Genomic DNA, 12,972 nt, shown 5'->3' with positions numbered 1-12,972 from the left:
CCGGGGCGTTTCGGCATTCCGGCCGGAAGTGGCCGGAAGTGGCCGGAAGTGGCCGGTAGACAGTCCACTGTGCACAACCCGAGCGGCAGGCGCGGCCGCCCTGCCCGCCGGGCGCTGTACCCGAACCGCTACCCTGAGTTGGCGCGCCAAGATCACCTTGTTTCGATCCGGCTCCGTGGCTTCACATTCGCGTGATCCGGTCGGGTGCATCATGACGCGATGTGCGGAAATCCACTGGCTCACCGAAGTCATGCACTGTGTGTTACGAAGGGGCTCGCAAGCGGGTGAACAGCCACACGAATCCAGACCAGAACCGGCCTGGTGGGCGTCTTTTTCCCGATGATCTGCCGAAAGCGGCCCGCCCGAACGGCCTATTCACGGCGTGACGGCGAGGACTCCGCGACACCGTTTCCGCCACACCGGAACTCGCAACCACTACTTCTGGTGACCATGTCATGTTCTACTCGTACCTGCGTGCCGGGCCGTGCCCGGCGGGCTGAGGTACCGACCCGACGACACTCCGCGCAATCAGGGGTTAAGAGATGACCGCCATGCCGCTGGAAACTCTGGCGCAACTGGACGTACTGGCGCAGCAGACGCAGGTGGGCACCGGAGGCATTCAGAGCTGGATCCTCGAGAACCTGCTGCCGCTCCTGCTGCTCACCGTCGCGATCCTGCTGCTGTGGCTGGGCGGCGGCAAAGGCGACAACGCGGGCGTCATGCGCCGCGTCGGCGGGGTGATCGTCGCGCTCGCGATCATCGGTTTGGCCGTGAACGGCGCAGGCGTGAACATCGGCACGTTCATCGCGGGCCTGTTCAGCACCACCGGCGGGTGATCCGGCGTGCGAATACGGACCGACGACGAGATCTACCGGGTCGACGCGGTCTGGCTCGGCCCGCCCAAGGCGACCTTCCCGTGGCGCGCTCGCTACGTCGCATGGGGCGTGGGGCTCGTGGTGTTCCTGCTCGTGCTCGCCGTGGAACGCCGGATGAACATCGGCTTCGACTTCTTCTCCACCGCGTGGGCCGTGATCATCACGATCGTCATGACCCGGATCATCTGCTCCCGGATCGGACACGAGCGACCGCTGGGCGCGGTGCTCGTGATGTGGCTGCGCGAACTCACCGCGCCCCGGGAGAAGACGTCCGGCACGGGCGGAGCCGCCAGCGCCGCCCGGATCAGGGTGCAGTCGCAGCGCCCTCGGCCCAAGAAGTCCAAGCGGGGACGTCCGGCACCGCCGCAACAGCAGCGGCCCGCCCGACCCAGGCAGCAGCCGGTCGCCCGCAGCACGGTTCCCAGCAGGCGCACGCGTAGCAAGGAGGTTCGCGGTGTTCGGTCGCCGGCCAGGCCGTGAGCGCAACACGCACCAGGTTCCGGGTCCCCGCGGCTCGAACGGCAAGGTCCGCAGCGCGAAGGGCAAGCCGGGCAAACGTGGCCGCGGGCCCGGCGACGAGCAGTCCATCCCGAACTACACGCCGTCGATCGCCACGCGGTCCATCGACGGCCACCTGCTGCGCACCGGTCAGGACGTGTTCGCCTGGTACCGGCTCTCCCCGCAACGCTGGTCCTTCCGCTCCGACTCGCAGCGCCAGGACCTGATCGCGGCGATCGCCGGCCAGTACGCCGAGCTGCAGGGCCGCTGGATGCACCTGCGCGTGACCAACCGGCCGTACCCGATCCGGATGTGGGCCGAGGCGCACGTGCACAACGCGCGCTACCCGCTGCCGGACGCGCCCGGCGCGCTGTCCTTCGACGACTACATGGTCGGCGAGCAGCAGCAGCTGATGGGCCGCTCCATGGCGGAGAAAGAGGTCTACCTGGGCGTCCAGGTGCAGACCCGCAACGTGGTGGACCGCGCGGTGGAGCGCGCCGCTCCGCTGCTGCGCCGGGTGTTCCCGGAGGCGGTGGACGCCGAACTCGTCGCGCTGGACAGCGAAGTCGAGCACCTGGACCAGGTGATCGGCTCGGCCGGGCTCGATGGGCGCCCGGTGACCGCCGAGGAGATCTCCTGGTTGATGCACCGCTCGTGCTCGCTGGGACTGCCCGCGCCCCGCAACCTGCCCGCGGTGCCCGGCGCGCCGTGGGAACCCGAAGACCTCGCGTCCTTCACCGACGCCTCCGACATGCACCAAGACCCGTACGCGCCGACCGTGACGGTGCGCGGCCGCACCGGCTCGAACGCGGGCGTCACCCGCCACCTCGCGGTGCTCACCGTCGGGCAGACGCACGGCCTGCAGATCCCGGAGATCGACGACCCGTGGGTGCAGCACTCCGACCGGCTGCCCGCGCCGGTCGAGTGGTCCGCGCGGATCTACGTGCGGCGCCCCGAGGACGTCGGCGGCGAGCTGCAGCGGCAGATGAACAAGGTGCGCTCCCAGGTCCGGCACTACACCGAGGAGCACGGCCTGGAGCCGCCGACCTCGCTGGCCCGGCAGGCCGGCCGGGTGCTCGAGGTCGACGACGAGATGACCTCCGGCTTCACCGCGCTGGCCACCCGCGTCAAATCCTGGTGGCGGCTGGCGGTTTCCGGCCCCACCGAGCGGGACGCGCTGCGGTTGGCGCAGCAGATCCTCGACCTCTACAAGCCCAAGATCGCCGTCGAGCACCCCGAAGCGCAGTACGCGATGGCCCGCGAGTTCATCCCCGGCGAGCCGCTGGCCAACAGCGCCTACCTGCGCCGCGGCTCGGTGGTCTGGGCGGCGTCCGCGGTGCCGCAGGCGACCGCGGAGGTCGGCGACCGGCGCGGCGTCCTGCTCGGCGAGACCTGCACCGCGACCCGGCGGCCGGTGGCCTGGGACCCGTGGATGGCGCAGGAGATCCGCGACGCCTCCGGCCTGACCGCGATGGTCGCCGGGCTCGGTGGCGGAAAGTCCTTCCTGGGCGGCGGAATCGTCTACAAGACGCTGCGCTCGGGCGCGCACTGGACGCTGCTGGACCCGTCCGGCCCGCTGGCGGAGCTGTGCACGCTGCCCGAACTGCGGCCCTACGCCCGGCCGATCAACCTGCTCAACGCCCAGCCCGGCATCCTCAACCCGTACCGGGTGGTCGCCGAGCCGGACCTGGAGCACTTCGTCGACGAAGAAGACCCGGAACGCAGCTGGCGCCGCGAACGCGCGCTGGCCGCGGCCACCCGGCGTCGCCTGGTGCTCGACGTGCTGACCGGCCTGCTGCCGTACGAGGTGGCGAGGCTGCCGCAGACGCGAATCGTGCTGCTGCGCGCGGTCCGCGCCGTCGGCGGCCGGCCGGACGCCCACCCGGGCATGGTCTTCGAGGCGCTGCGCCGTGACGCGAGCGAACACCACGAGCACGCCGTGGTGGTTGCCGACTTCCTCGACGAGATCCGGGAACGGATGTCGCTGCTGATCCCAGAGATCAACGCCGACCCGTACTCGGAGCGGCGCGAGGACCGGCTCACGGTGCTGACCATGGCCGGCCTGACGCTGCCGAAGGACGGCGTCGGCCGGGAGCACTGGACCGACGCGGAGGCGCTCGGCGTCGAGATGCTCAACCTGGCCGCCTGGCTGACGCAGCGGTCGATCTACGAGCGGCCCAAGAACGAGCGCAAGGGCGTGTGGATCGACGAGGCGTTCTTCCTCTCCGAGGTGCCGACCGGCCGGGTGCTGATGAACCGGTTCGCCCGCGACTCCCGAAAGTGGAACGTCCGGGTGCTGCTGTCCAGCCAGATCCCGGCCGACTTCCTGCGCATCCAGGGCTTCGTGTCCCTGCTGGACTCGGTGTTCATCGGCCGGCTGGACGACGAGCAGGCGCAGGCCGACGCGCTGCGGCTGCTCAAAGTTCCGGTCGGCGCCGGGTACGAGCAGGTCGTGGCGGCGCTCGGCCGCCGGCCGGGCCCGGCCCGCAACGCCACCGAGCGCGACCGCTCGCCGCGCCAGTTCATCTTCGGCGATGGCGCCGGTGGCGTGGAGAAGATCCGCATCGACTTCTCCGGCCCGCACCTGGAGCACCTGCGCGACGCGCTCGACACCACGCCGACCGCCGACGACTACGTCGAGCACCGGTCCCTGAAGCCCGCCGGCGACGGAGCGAACTCCGACTCCAGCGCCCCCGCGCTGCGCTCGGGCGACGAGTATCCGGACGACTACGAATCGTTCGACGAGTTCGAGCTCGAAACGGTCGGCATCGGCTACGCCGAGGACGGCAGCGAGCGCTCGACCGGCCGGCCGGGCGAGCGGGGTGGGGAAGACGCGCGGTGAGCGGCCAGATCAGCGGAGCTGCGCTCGCGACCCTGCTGCTCGCGGTGGTCGTCGCGATCCTGTTCTCCCGCCACCGGAAGCGGCGTGAGCGGCTCGTTTCGGCGGCTCCGAAGCGCCGCGCGTTCGCGCTCGTCGCCGGGCTGATCGCCCTCCAGGCGCTGATCGGAGCCCCGGCCTGGGGCCAGGGCTCCGACTGCAAGGAAGCGCCGAACCCGGAGCGACCCGGCTCGGGCATGGTCGGCGCGCTGGATCCCGCGCCGATGGGAGTCGGGAACCCGGGCAGTGCCTACGACGAGGTCGGCTACGCCGGGCTGGTCTGGCACACCTACGACCTCGGCTGCGGTCCGCAGGGCGTGACCAACCCGAACGCGCTGGTCGACACGTGGCTCGGCAACGAGATGTTCAACATCGCCAAGAACCTCGTCGGCTCGACCAACGGCCTGCACTACGCGCTGCTCAACGGCGACCTGATGGACCCGCTGGACGACGTCATCGCCACCGGCACCGTCGCGCTCTACGACAGCGTGTTCACCCCGTGGTTCGGGCTGGTCGCGCTGGTGCTGGCGATAGTGCTGTTCCGCTACATCTGGTCGGGCGACCTGGCCAGCATCGGCAAGCGCGGCATGTGGGCGCTGGCCGGGCTCTGGTTCGCCTCCGCGACCTACCTGACGCCGCTGGTCTACACGCACGCGCTGGACGACGTGGTGATAACCGGGACATCGGCGGTGCAGGCCGGGTTCCTGCGGGAGGTCGGCGTCGACGAGAGCAACGCCCTGCCCACGTTGCTGCACGACCAGGTCATCTACCGCAACTGGCTGCGCGGGGAGTTCGGCTCGCCCGATTCGCCGCAAGCCCAGGAACTCGGCCGGGAACTGCTGCGCGCCCAGGCGTGGACCAAGCAGGAGGTCAACGCCGGGGCCGACGCCGGCTCACCGGAGCCGAAGAAGCAGGCGTTCGAGGACGTCGCCGGCAAGATGGGCAGCTCCTACGGCTACTTCCAGGGCGTCGACGGCAGCCGCGTCGGCGCCGGTGTGCTGGCGTTGGTGCAGGGCTTCTCCTACGCGGCGTTCCAGCTGCTTGCCAAGGCGACGATCCTGCTCGCCCAGGTGCTGCTGCGGGTGCTGATCCTGGCAGGCCCGCTGATCGGCCTCGTGGCGCTGATCTACCACCAGGTGCTGCGCACCATCGGCCGGGTGGCCGGTGCGGCGGTGCTCAACGTGGTGATGATCTCGGCGCTGGCCGGGCTGCACACACTCATCCTGACCTGGATCTTCGACCCGCTGCGCAATTTCTCGCCGCTGACCCAGATCCTGCTGGCCGCGCTGGTGACGATCGTGTTCCTGCTGGTCGCCAAGCCGGTCCGGCGGATCGGCCAGATGGTCCAGCTGTCGGTGGGCACCGTCAGCCGCGCCATGCCGCGCGCTCCGCAAGGGCTGTTCTCCCGGTTCCGCGGTCGCCCCAAGCCGGACGAGGACGGCGGCAACTTCTGGGACCAGGTGCGCGACATGGATCCCGACGAAGAGTCCGGGACGCCGCAGCGCGGCCGCTGGCGGAGCCGGCCGGAGGCACAGCACATGTCGGTCGCGACCGCGCAGCGGTTGGACCGCGACACGCCGACAGCGGTGGCGGCGGGCGCGGGCACCGCGCTGCCGGCCGGAGGCGCGGTGCGCCGACCGGGCGGTGCGGCGGCGCTGCCGGAGGCGCGGAGCACGAGCCGAGTCGTCGATACCAACCCGGTGGCGGATGCCAAATGGGACGGGATCGAGGAAGATCCGGTGCTGATCCCGTCGCGCACGGCGGGTTCCCCGGTGCCCGGCCCGCCGGAGCCGCCGGGACCGCGCCGAGCGGAGATGGAGGTCGTGGCCGGCCGTCCGGTCTACGTGGTCTACCGGCCATCCCGAGGGCTGGAGGTGGCCGATGGCTGAGGACTTGACCATGAGCTCACCTTGCATTGCGGTGCGGGTGGCGGCCCCCCTGCGGGAATCACCGTCGCCTGCTCGCTGTGGGATCCCCGACACACGTATGTCCGATACGACGCGTCGGGGCTGTCTTCGCGAGAAGACGCCTGAGAACCCGCGGCGATGCGAGTTGCGAGGGCGGGCTAAGCGGCTGCGCCGCTTCGAAGACGGCACCTGGCGCAAGAGGGGGAGCTGATGCCGATCCGGACGCACCGCGGGCGGGCCGCGGTGTACCGCAGGTTGTGGGGCTGGCCGCTGCGCTCGCCGAAGCACCTGGTGGGCGCGGTCATCGTGCTCGCCGTGGTGGCCACGGGCATCGGCTACCTGCTGCCCGAGCCACCGCCGAGCTCGAACATGGCCGCTTCCCGCACCACGGCCCCCCAGCACTCCGCGGTGGTGCCGCCGCCGACCCGGACGAAGGCGCCGCCGACGATCTCGGTGCCGCAGGCCGCCCCGGTGCCGGTCGCCCCCGATCCCGCCGGGCTGGCCATCGTCGAGCAGTGGGGCAAGGCGTGGGTGGACCACCCGGTCGGCGCCGATCGCCAGCAGTGGCTGAGCAAGCTGCGCCCGTACACCACCGACGAGTTCCTCACCGAGATGTCGTCGGTGGACCCGAGCAACGCGGGCAACGTGATCACCGGCGCGGCCAGCGCGGTCAACGCCACCGCGGGCTCGATGGTGGTGCGGCTGCCGACCGACATCGGCGCGCTGGCGGTGACCGTGAACAAGACCCCGGCAGGTTGGCGAGTGGCCCAGTACGACAAGGAAGGCTGACATGCGGAAGCTCGTGGTTGCGGTCGTCGTGCTCGCGGGTTTCGCAGGTCTGATCGGCATCGGCGCGGTGACCGCGCTGCTGGTCGGCAGCGGTGGTCGCGGCGCGGGCTGGTCGAATTGCAGCGCCGACCTGGGGCCGTGGGGCGACGGCGCGGGGCGCGGCGAGAAGGACGCCTCGACGCTCACCGACGAGTCGGTCGGCATCGCCCAGCGCATCATCGAGATCGGCAAGCAGCGCGGCCTGCCGCCGCGGGCCTGGCAGATCGCGATCCAGGCGGGCAAGACCGAGTCGAACCTGGCCAACCTGTTCCACGGCGACCGGGACTCGCTGGGCATCTTCCAGATGCGGCCGTCCATGGGCTGGGGCACGGTGCAGCAGGTCACCGACGTCGACTACCAGATCAACAAGTTCTACGACGTCCTGCTCGCGGTGCCCGGCTGGGAGGAAATGCGGCCCGGCGAAGCCGCCCAGCGGGTGGAGCGCTCGGCGTTCCCGCTGCGCTACCACAAGTGGGAGCCGATGGCCGCGCACCTGGTGAGCGTGGAGGGCGACGTCGAGGGCGTCAGCGCCTGCGAGGACCTGCCCAGCGCGGGAGTGCTGGCCGATCAGGCCATCAAGTACGCCCAGACCCAGCTCGGCAAGCCGTACGTGTGGGGCGCGGCCGGGCCGAACTCCTTCGACTGCTCGGGCCTGACGCAGCAGGCGTGGAAGGCGGCCGGGGTGGAGATCCCGAAGTACTCGCAGACGCAGTACTTCCAGGGCGGCGTGCACGTCCCGCTGGCCCAGGCGCAGCCCGGTGACCTGGTGTTCTGGGGCTACGGCCGGGACCCGAAGGGCATCCACCACGTGGCGCTGTACCTGGGCGACAACGAGGTCCTGCACGCGCCGCAGCCCGGCGAGTCGGTCGAGGTGACGAAGCTGTGGGACGGCGGTCAGCTGCTGCCCACGGTGGTGCGCCCGGCCACCGATCCGCCGCCGGCGGGCCAGACCGCGCCGCCGTCGACCGGGCCGGCTCCGCCTGCCGACGCGCCTGCGCCGCCCGCCGACACGCCGTCGACGGGCGTGCAAGCTCCTGCCGCCGGGGGTGCGCGGTAGGTAAGAATGGCGGCGGCCTGCTGACCTTCGGAAAGGGTTGATCATGTTCACACCAGACCCGATTCCGCGGCCGTCCGGTCCGCCCGCGTCGAGCACTCCGCTCGGGGACTACCTGGCCCGGCCCCTGCCCGGCGTGGACGCCGGGTACGCGGTGCTGCCGCGATCGCTGGCCGAGGCGATGCCGCTGCCGTGGCAGCACCAGATGAGCAACCTGCTGGCGGAGTTCCACCAGGCCTTCGGGCACCTGCAGTGGCCGGTGTACCGGGTGGTGCCGTCCCGCTACGAGCGGCTGGTGGACCTCGACGACGACCAACTCGCCGAGGTCGGGTGCACCGTCGAGGTCGACGACAACGGCGAGCTGGAGTACCGGATGCGGGACGGGCGCCGCATCGACAATCCGGAGACGCACCAGGTGCTGGTGTCCTGCCTGGACCCGATCCCGCGGCAGACTCCCGGCGGCCCGCAGCCGACCCCGGCCGCGCCGCCCCCGCCGGCCTGGTGAGGTTGGGACATACCGGTCGTGTCGCCGCTTGGCGCGTGACACGTGCGCGTCGTCGTGCGAGGCTCGATGCATGGGCCGCGGAAGTTGGTACTTCTGTTTGACGCATCGGCAGGTCGAGCCGAAGGCCGGTTGCCGGGCTGCAGAGCGCCTGGGGCCGTACCCGGACCGCGAGACCGCGGCTCGCGCGCTGGAGATAGCCGAGGAGCGGACCAAGGCGGCCGACGAGACCGACCGGCGCTGGAACAGCGAGGACTGAGCTCGTGGCGGCGGCGGGAACCCCACCGGGTGGCACCGGAGTTGCCGCCGCCTTACCGACCGGCCGCAGCCGGCCGGAGCTGGGCCTGGACTTCTCGGCGATCCGCGCCGAGCTGGGGTTGCCCGTCGACTACCCGACAGCCGCGCTGGCCGAGGTGGAGCACACCGTCGCGCAGCAGGTGCCGACCGGCGCGCGGGTGGATGCCACCGACCTGCCGCTGGTGACGGTCGACCCGCCCGGGGCGAAGGATCTCGACCAGGCGGTGCTGGTCCGGCGGTGGCGCAGCGGCTACCGGATCCACTACGCGATCGCCGACGTCGCCGCCTTCGTGGTGCCCGGCGGCGCGCTGGACGTGGAGGCGCGGCGGCGCGGGCAGACCCTCTACCTCCCGGACGGCAACGTTCCGCTGCACCCGACGCGGCTGTCCGAAGACGCCGCGAGCCTGCTGCCGGACCAGGTGCGCGCGGCGGTGCTGTGGACGATCGATCTGGATTCCGATGGGCTGCCGGTGGGCGTCGACGTCCGGCGGGCGCTGGTGCGGTCGGTCGCGCAACTGGACTACGACGGGGTGCAGCGCTCCCTGCGGCTCGGCGTCCCGCATCCGTCCATCGAGCTGTTGCCGGAGGTCGGGCGGCTGCGCCGGGAGCAGGCGGTGCTGCGCGGCGCGATCGAACTCGGCCTGCCCGAGCAGCAGGTCGAATCCGACGGAGGCGGCGGGTGGCGGCTCGTGCTGCGGCCGCGGCTGGTGGTCGAGGCGTGGAACGCGGAGATCTCGCTGCTCACCGGAATGTGCGCGGCGGAGATGATGCTGTCGGCCGGGATCGGCGTGCTGCGCACGGTGCCCGATCCGGAGCCGGAAACGGTGGCCGGGCTGCGCCGGTCGGCGACCCGGCTCGGCGTGCACTGGCCGGTGGACACGCCGCCCGCGGCCGCGCTCGCGGGGCTCGATCCGATCCAGCCGGAGGCGCTGGCCGTGCACGTGGCGGCGACCCGTCTGCTGCGCGGCGCCGGCTACACCGCCTTCGGCGACGGCGCGCCGGCGAAGGCCAACCACGCGGGCATCGGCGCCTCGTACGCGCACGTCACGGCCCCGCTGCGGCGGCTGGTCGACCGCTACAGCGCCGAGGTGTGCCTGGCGGTGGCATCGGACCGGGAAGTACCGGAGTGGGTGCAGGCCGCGCTGGCCGCGCTGCCTTCGGCGATGGGCAGCTCCGACCGGATGGCCGGACAGGTGGAGCGGGCCTGCATCGCGCAGGCGCAGGCCTGGTCGCTGGCGTCGCGGGTCGGCGAGGAGTTCGCCGCGACGGTGCTGCGCGTGCCCAACGGCACGGCCGGCGAGGTGTTCGTGGCCGATCCGCCGGTCATCGCGCGGTGCAGCGGCACCGGCCTCGGCGAGGGCCAGCAGGTCCAGGTGCGGCTCGTGGAAGCCGACCCGGTGCGCCGCGACGTCGCGTTCGAAGTGGCCTGACACACACCCCGTGGCAAATTGGTCTCCTCAGGTCGATCGTGGGTTACGCATGGTCGATGGCGACGAAAGGGGCCGAGGGTGGCTGAGGTGCGGGAGATGACGGTCGGAGTGCTGGGCGGCACCGGGGCGCAGGGCCGCGGGCTGGCGATCCGGTGGGCGAAGGCGGGCCTGAAGGTCGTGATCGGCTCGCGCAACGCCGAGCGCGCCCAGCAGGCGGCGGCCGAGATCGTCGAGATCGCGGGCGGCGACGTCTCCGGCCAGGACAACGCGGGATGCGCGGCGGCGTCGGACATCGTGCTGGCCGCGCTGCCGTGGGAGGGCCACGCGGAGACGCTGAAGTCCCTGCAGGCGGAGCTCGCCGGCAAGATCCTGATCGACTGCGTCAACCCGCTCGGCTTCGACAAGAAGGGGCCGTACGCGCTGCCGGTGCCGGAGGGCAGCGCGGCGCAGCAGGCCGAGCAGCTGCTGCCGGAGTCCCGGGTGACGGCGGCGTTCCACCACGTCTCCGCGGTGACCCTGGCCGATCTCGCGGTCACCCACGTGGATCTGGACGTCCTGGTGCTCGGCGACGACCGCGAGGCCACCGACGTGGTCCGCGAGCTGGCCGACGTGATTCCGGGCGTGCGCGGTATCTACGGCGGACGCCTGCGCAACGCCCACCAGGTGGAGGCGTTCACGGCGAACCTGATCGCGATCAACCGCCGCTACAAGGCGCACGCGGGCCTCCGGATCACCGACGTCTGATCGGGCGACGCTCCCACCCACCATCGGCCCTGATCACCCGGAGCCGGCGCGATTTCTCGTGAAATTGCGCGGGCTCCGGGTGATCGGCGTCGGGCGGCGCGAAATTGTCCTCTGCGGCCGGGGACGGCACCCTGAGCGACGGAGGTGGTTCGTGGTGCTGCCGGACGAGGCGAGCAGTTGGAGCGACGACGAGCGGGAGCGGGCGGACGCCCTGCTCGACGGGCACACCATCGTGGTCAACGTGCGCAAGGACGGCCCGCACAAGCACCTGGTGCCGTGGCTGGAGGAGCAGGGCCTGCTGACCTACGTGGGGCACGCCGGGCCGCGGCACCACTGGCCGGAGTCGGATTTCGCCAGCCCGTTCCTCAAGGAGGCGAAGATCGATCGCGAGGCGATGGTCCGGCACTACGAGCAATGGTTGGACGAGCAGCCCAACCTGCTCGCGGAGCTCCGCGAGGGCGTGCTGAACGGCCGCGCGCTGGGCTGCTGGTGCGCGCCCAAGCCGTGCCACGCCGACGTGCTCGCCAAACGCGCGGGCTGACCTAGCGGGCCGGCGCGCGCTGGGCGGCGCCCTGCTCACGACTCTCGGCCCGGCAGCGATCCCAGCGGCGAGCGCGGTCCTGACCACTGCTGTCACTGCCGCTGTACAAAGCTGCGCGACCGGCCAGGGCGGTAGTGCCCTCGTGAGCGTTTTGGGCTGCTGTAGAGGCTGTTTTGGATGTGGTGACGTGTGGATGTGGTAACGCGGGCGTTTTGTCTTTGAAGCGGCGCAGCCGCTTAGCCCACCCACGCAACCGGCACCGCCGCGGGTTCACGGTGCCCACCCCTCCGGGGTTCTCCCAGCGAGGACAGCCCCGACGTGGTGAATTGGCCATTCATGATGTCGGGGATCCCACAGCGAGAAGACCGCGGTGACTCCCGCAGGGGGGCCGCCACCCGCACCGCTATACAGGACGAGTTTGGAAACAGCCTCTATAGCGATCCAAAACGCGCACGAGGCACGGGCAACGGAGCTCTAACCTGGCGGGGTGGAGATGCTGATCGGAGAGCTGGCCCGGCGAACGGGGTGAGCACCCGCGCGCTGCGCCACTACGAGCACAGCGTCGCCTGATCACATCTCGGCGCGTCGCCCGCCGTCCACCGTCCAGGCCGCCCCGGTGACGTAGGAAGCCTTGGGGGACAACAGGAACGCAGCGACCGCGGCCAGTTCCGCCGGGTCTCCGGACCGGCGCAGGGCCGCCGCTTGCTCGGCTTGCTCTTGCGCCTTCGGGTTGCCGGCGGCGAGTTGGCGGGCGCGTTCGGTGTCGAAGCGGCCGGGCAGCAGCGCGTTGATCCGGACGCCGCGCGGCCCGATCTCGTTGGCGAGGTCCTTCACGAAGCCCTGCGTCGCGGGCCGGGCGACGTTCGAGCTGGCCAGCCCGGTCAGCGGCTCCGCGCCGGAGGTGGAGGTCAGGACCACGATCGAGCCGCCATCGCCGAGTTCGGCGGCGACCTCGCGGGCGATCCGGATCGGGGCGATGGCGGCGACCTCCAGGCCCCGGCGCAGCGTGTCGTCGTCGAGTCCGCTGGGCAGCCCGGCGGGCGGTCCGCCGTGGCTGACGAACAGCCCGTCCAGCCGCCCGAACTGCTCCCGCGCGTAGTCGATCAGGCGGCGCGGAGTGGTGGGGTCGGTGATGTCGGCGGCGAGCCCGCGGGCGCGGTCGCCGAGCGCGTTGACGGCGGCGGCGGTGTTGTCCTCGGACGAGGACGACACGACGACGTTGGCGCCCTCGTCGACCAGCGCCCGGGCGGTGGCGAAGCCGAGCCCCTTGCTGGCGCCGGTGACGAGGAAGCAGCGTCCGGAGAGATCGAGATCCATGCCCGGAACCCTAATCCGCGGCGGGGCAAGGAGGCGGCAGCGCGGTGTTGTACTGGGTGATGAAGCACTTACTGCTCGGGCCCGTGATGAAGCTGTTCTGC

The 12,972-nt window shown here is 71.6% G+C and carries 12 protein-coding genes; 11 read left to right on the top strand and 1 reads right to left on the bottom strand.

From position 1 onward, the window contains the following. The first annotated feature begins 542 nt into the window (after window positions 1–542). The 11 genes from AB0I53_RS25980 (at window position 543) to AB0I53_RS25930 (ending at window position 11,554) form a co-directional block, all read left to right on the top strand. Window positions 543–836 carry a hypothetical protein gene (locus AB0I53_RS25980; RefSeq protein WP_358607989.1) on the top strand — a complete coding sequence of 98 codons (294 nt, stop codon included), beginning with the start codon at window positions 543–545 and terminating at the stop codon, window positions 834–836. A gap of 6 nt (window positions 837–842) precedes the next feature. Continuing rightward, window positions 843–1,355, top strand: a complete 513-nt coding sequence (locus AB0I53_RS25975; RefSeq protein ID WP_358607986.1) for a hypothetical protein — start codon at window positions 843–845, stop codon at window positions 1,353–1,355. Next, window positions 1,330–4,215, top strand: coding sequence for an ATP-binding protein (locus AB0I53_RS25970; RefSeq protein WP_358607984.1), 2,886 nt, complete (start codon window positions 1,330–1,332; stop codon window positions 4,213–4,215). The genes AB0I53_RS25975 and AB0I53_RS25970 overlap by 26 nt, the downstream gene beginning before the upstream one ends. Then, the gene (locus AB0I53_RS25965) at window positions 4,212–6,140 is read left to right on the top strand and encodes a hypothetical protein (protein ID WP_358607981.1); all 1,929 of its coding nucleotides are present in this window, start codon (window positions 4,212–4,214) and stop codon (window positions 6,138–6,140) included. Before AB0I53_RS25970 ends, AB0I53_RS25965 begins: the two co-directional genes overlap by 4 nt. Before the next feature lie 228 nt (window positions 6,141–6,368). Then, window positions 6,369–6,947 (top strand): hypothetical protein, encoded by a 579-nt coding sequence (locus tag AB0I53_RS25960; RefSeq protein ID WP_358607979.1) that lies wholly within the window; start codon window positions 6,369–6,371, stop codon window positions 6,945–6,947. A gap of 1 nt (window position 6,948) precedes the next feature. Then, complete coding sequence (locus AB0I53_RS25955) at window positions 6,949–8,043, top strand: C40 family peptidase (protein ID WP_358607977.1); 1,095 nt, start codon at window positions 6,949–6,951, stop codon at window positions 8,041–8,043. A 43-nt stretch (window positions 8,044–8,086) separates the two neighbouring features. Beyond that, the gene (locus AB0I53_RS25950) at window positions 8,087–8,545 is read left to right on the top strand and encodes a hypothetical protein (RefSeq protein ID WP_358607974.1); all 459 of its coding nucleotides are present in this window, start codon (window positions 8,087–8,089) and stop codon (window positions 8,543–8,545) included. 70 nt (window positions 8,546–8,615) lie between these two features. Further along, a complete protein-coding gene (locus tag AB0I53_RS25945; protein WP_358607971.1) occupies window positions 8,616–8,801 on the top strand; it encodes a hypothetical protein in 186 nt (61 codons plus the stop codon). A gap of 4 nt (window positions 8,802–8,805) precedes the next feature. Beyond that, complete coding sequence (locus AB0I53_RS25940; protein ID WP_358607970.1) at window positions 8,806–10,269, top strand: RNB domain-containing ribonuclease; 1,464 nt, start codon at window positions 8,806–8,808, stop codon at window positions 10,267–10,269. A gap of 78 nt (window positions 10,270–10,347) precedes the next feature. Further along, window positions 10,348–11,013 carry an NADPH-dependent F420 reductase gene (npdG, locus tag AB0I53_RS25935; RefSeq protein ID WP_358607967.1) on the top strand — a complete coding sequence of 222 codons (666 nt, stop codon included), beginning with the start codon at window positions 10,348–10,350 and terminating at the stop codon, window positions 11,011–11,013. A 154-nt stretch (window positions 11,014–11,167) separates the two neighbouring features. Continuing rightward, window positions 11,168–11,554, top strand: coding sequence for a DUF4326 domain-containing protein (locus tag AB0I53_RS25930; RefSeq protein WP_358608156.1), 387 nt, complete (start codon window positions 11,168–11,170; stop codon window positions 11,552–11,554). A gap of 570 nt (window positions 11,555–12,124) precedes the next feature. On the opposite strand, the gene AB0I53_RS25925 is transcribed toward AB0I53_RS25930, so the two are convergent. Continuing rightward, window positions 12,125–12,871, bottom strand: a complete 747-nt coding sequence (locus tag AB0I53_RS25925; protein WP_358607964.1) for an SDR family oxidoreductase — start codon at window positions 12,869–12,871, stop codon at window positions 12,125–12,127. Between the last annotated feature and the right edge of the window lie 101 nt (window positions 12,872–12,972).

Origin of the sequence: Saccharopolyspora sp. NPDC050389, assembly GCF_040655595.1 — a bacterium.
Classification (GTDB): domain Bacteria; phylum Actinomycetota; class Actinomycetes; order Mycobacteriales; family Pseudonocardiaceae; genus Saccharopolyspora.
This window is presented reverse-complemented; position numbering and strand designations above follow the sequence as displayed.

Bases quoted from the DNA above. Each gene is read 5' to 3' on its own strand.
- AB0I53_RS25980 (WP_358607989.1), top strand. From the start codon at position 543: ATGACCGCCATGCCGCTGGAAACTCTGGCGCAACTGGACGTACTGGCG.
- AB0I53_RS25960 (WP_358607979.1), top strand. From the start codon at position 6,369: ATGCCGATCCGGACGCACCGCGGGCGGGCCGCGGTGTACCGCAGGTTG.
- AB0I53_RS25955 (WP_358607977.1), top strand. From the start codon at position 6,949: ATGCGGAAGCTCGTGGTTGCGGTCGTCGTGCTCGCGGGTTTCGCAGGT.
- AB0I53_RS25950 (WP_358607974.1), top strand. From the start codon at position 8,087: ATGTTCACACCAGACCCGATTCCGCGGCCGTCCGGTCCGCCCGCGTCG.
- AB0I53_RS25945 (WP_358607971.1), top strand. From the start codon at position 8,616: ATGGGCCGCGGAAGTTGGTACTTCTGTTTGACGCATCGGCAGGTCGAG.
- AB0I53_RS25925 (WP_358607964.1), bottom strand. From the start codon at position 12,871: ATGGATCTCGATCTCTCCGGACGCTGCTTCCTCGTCACCGGCGCCAGC.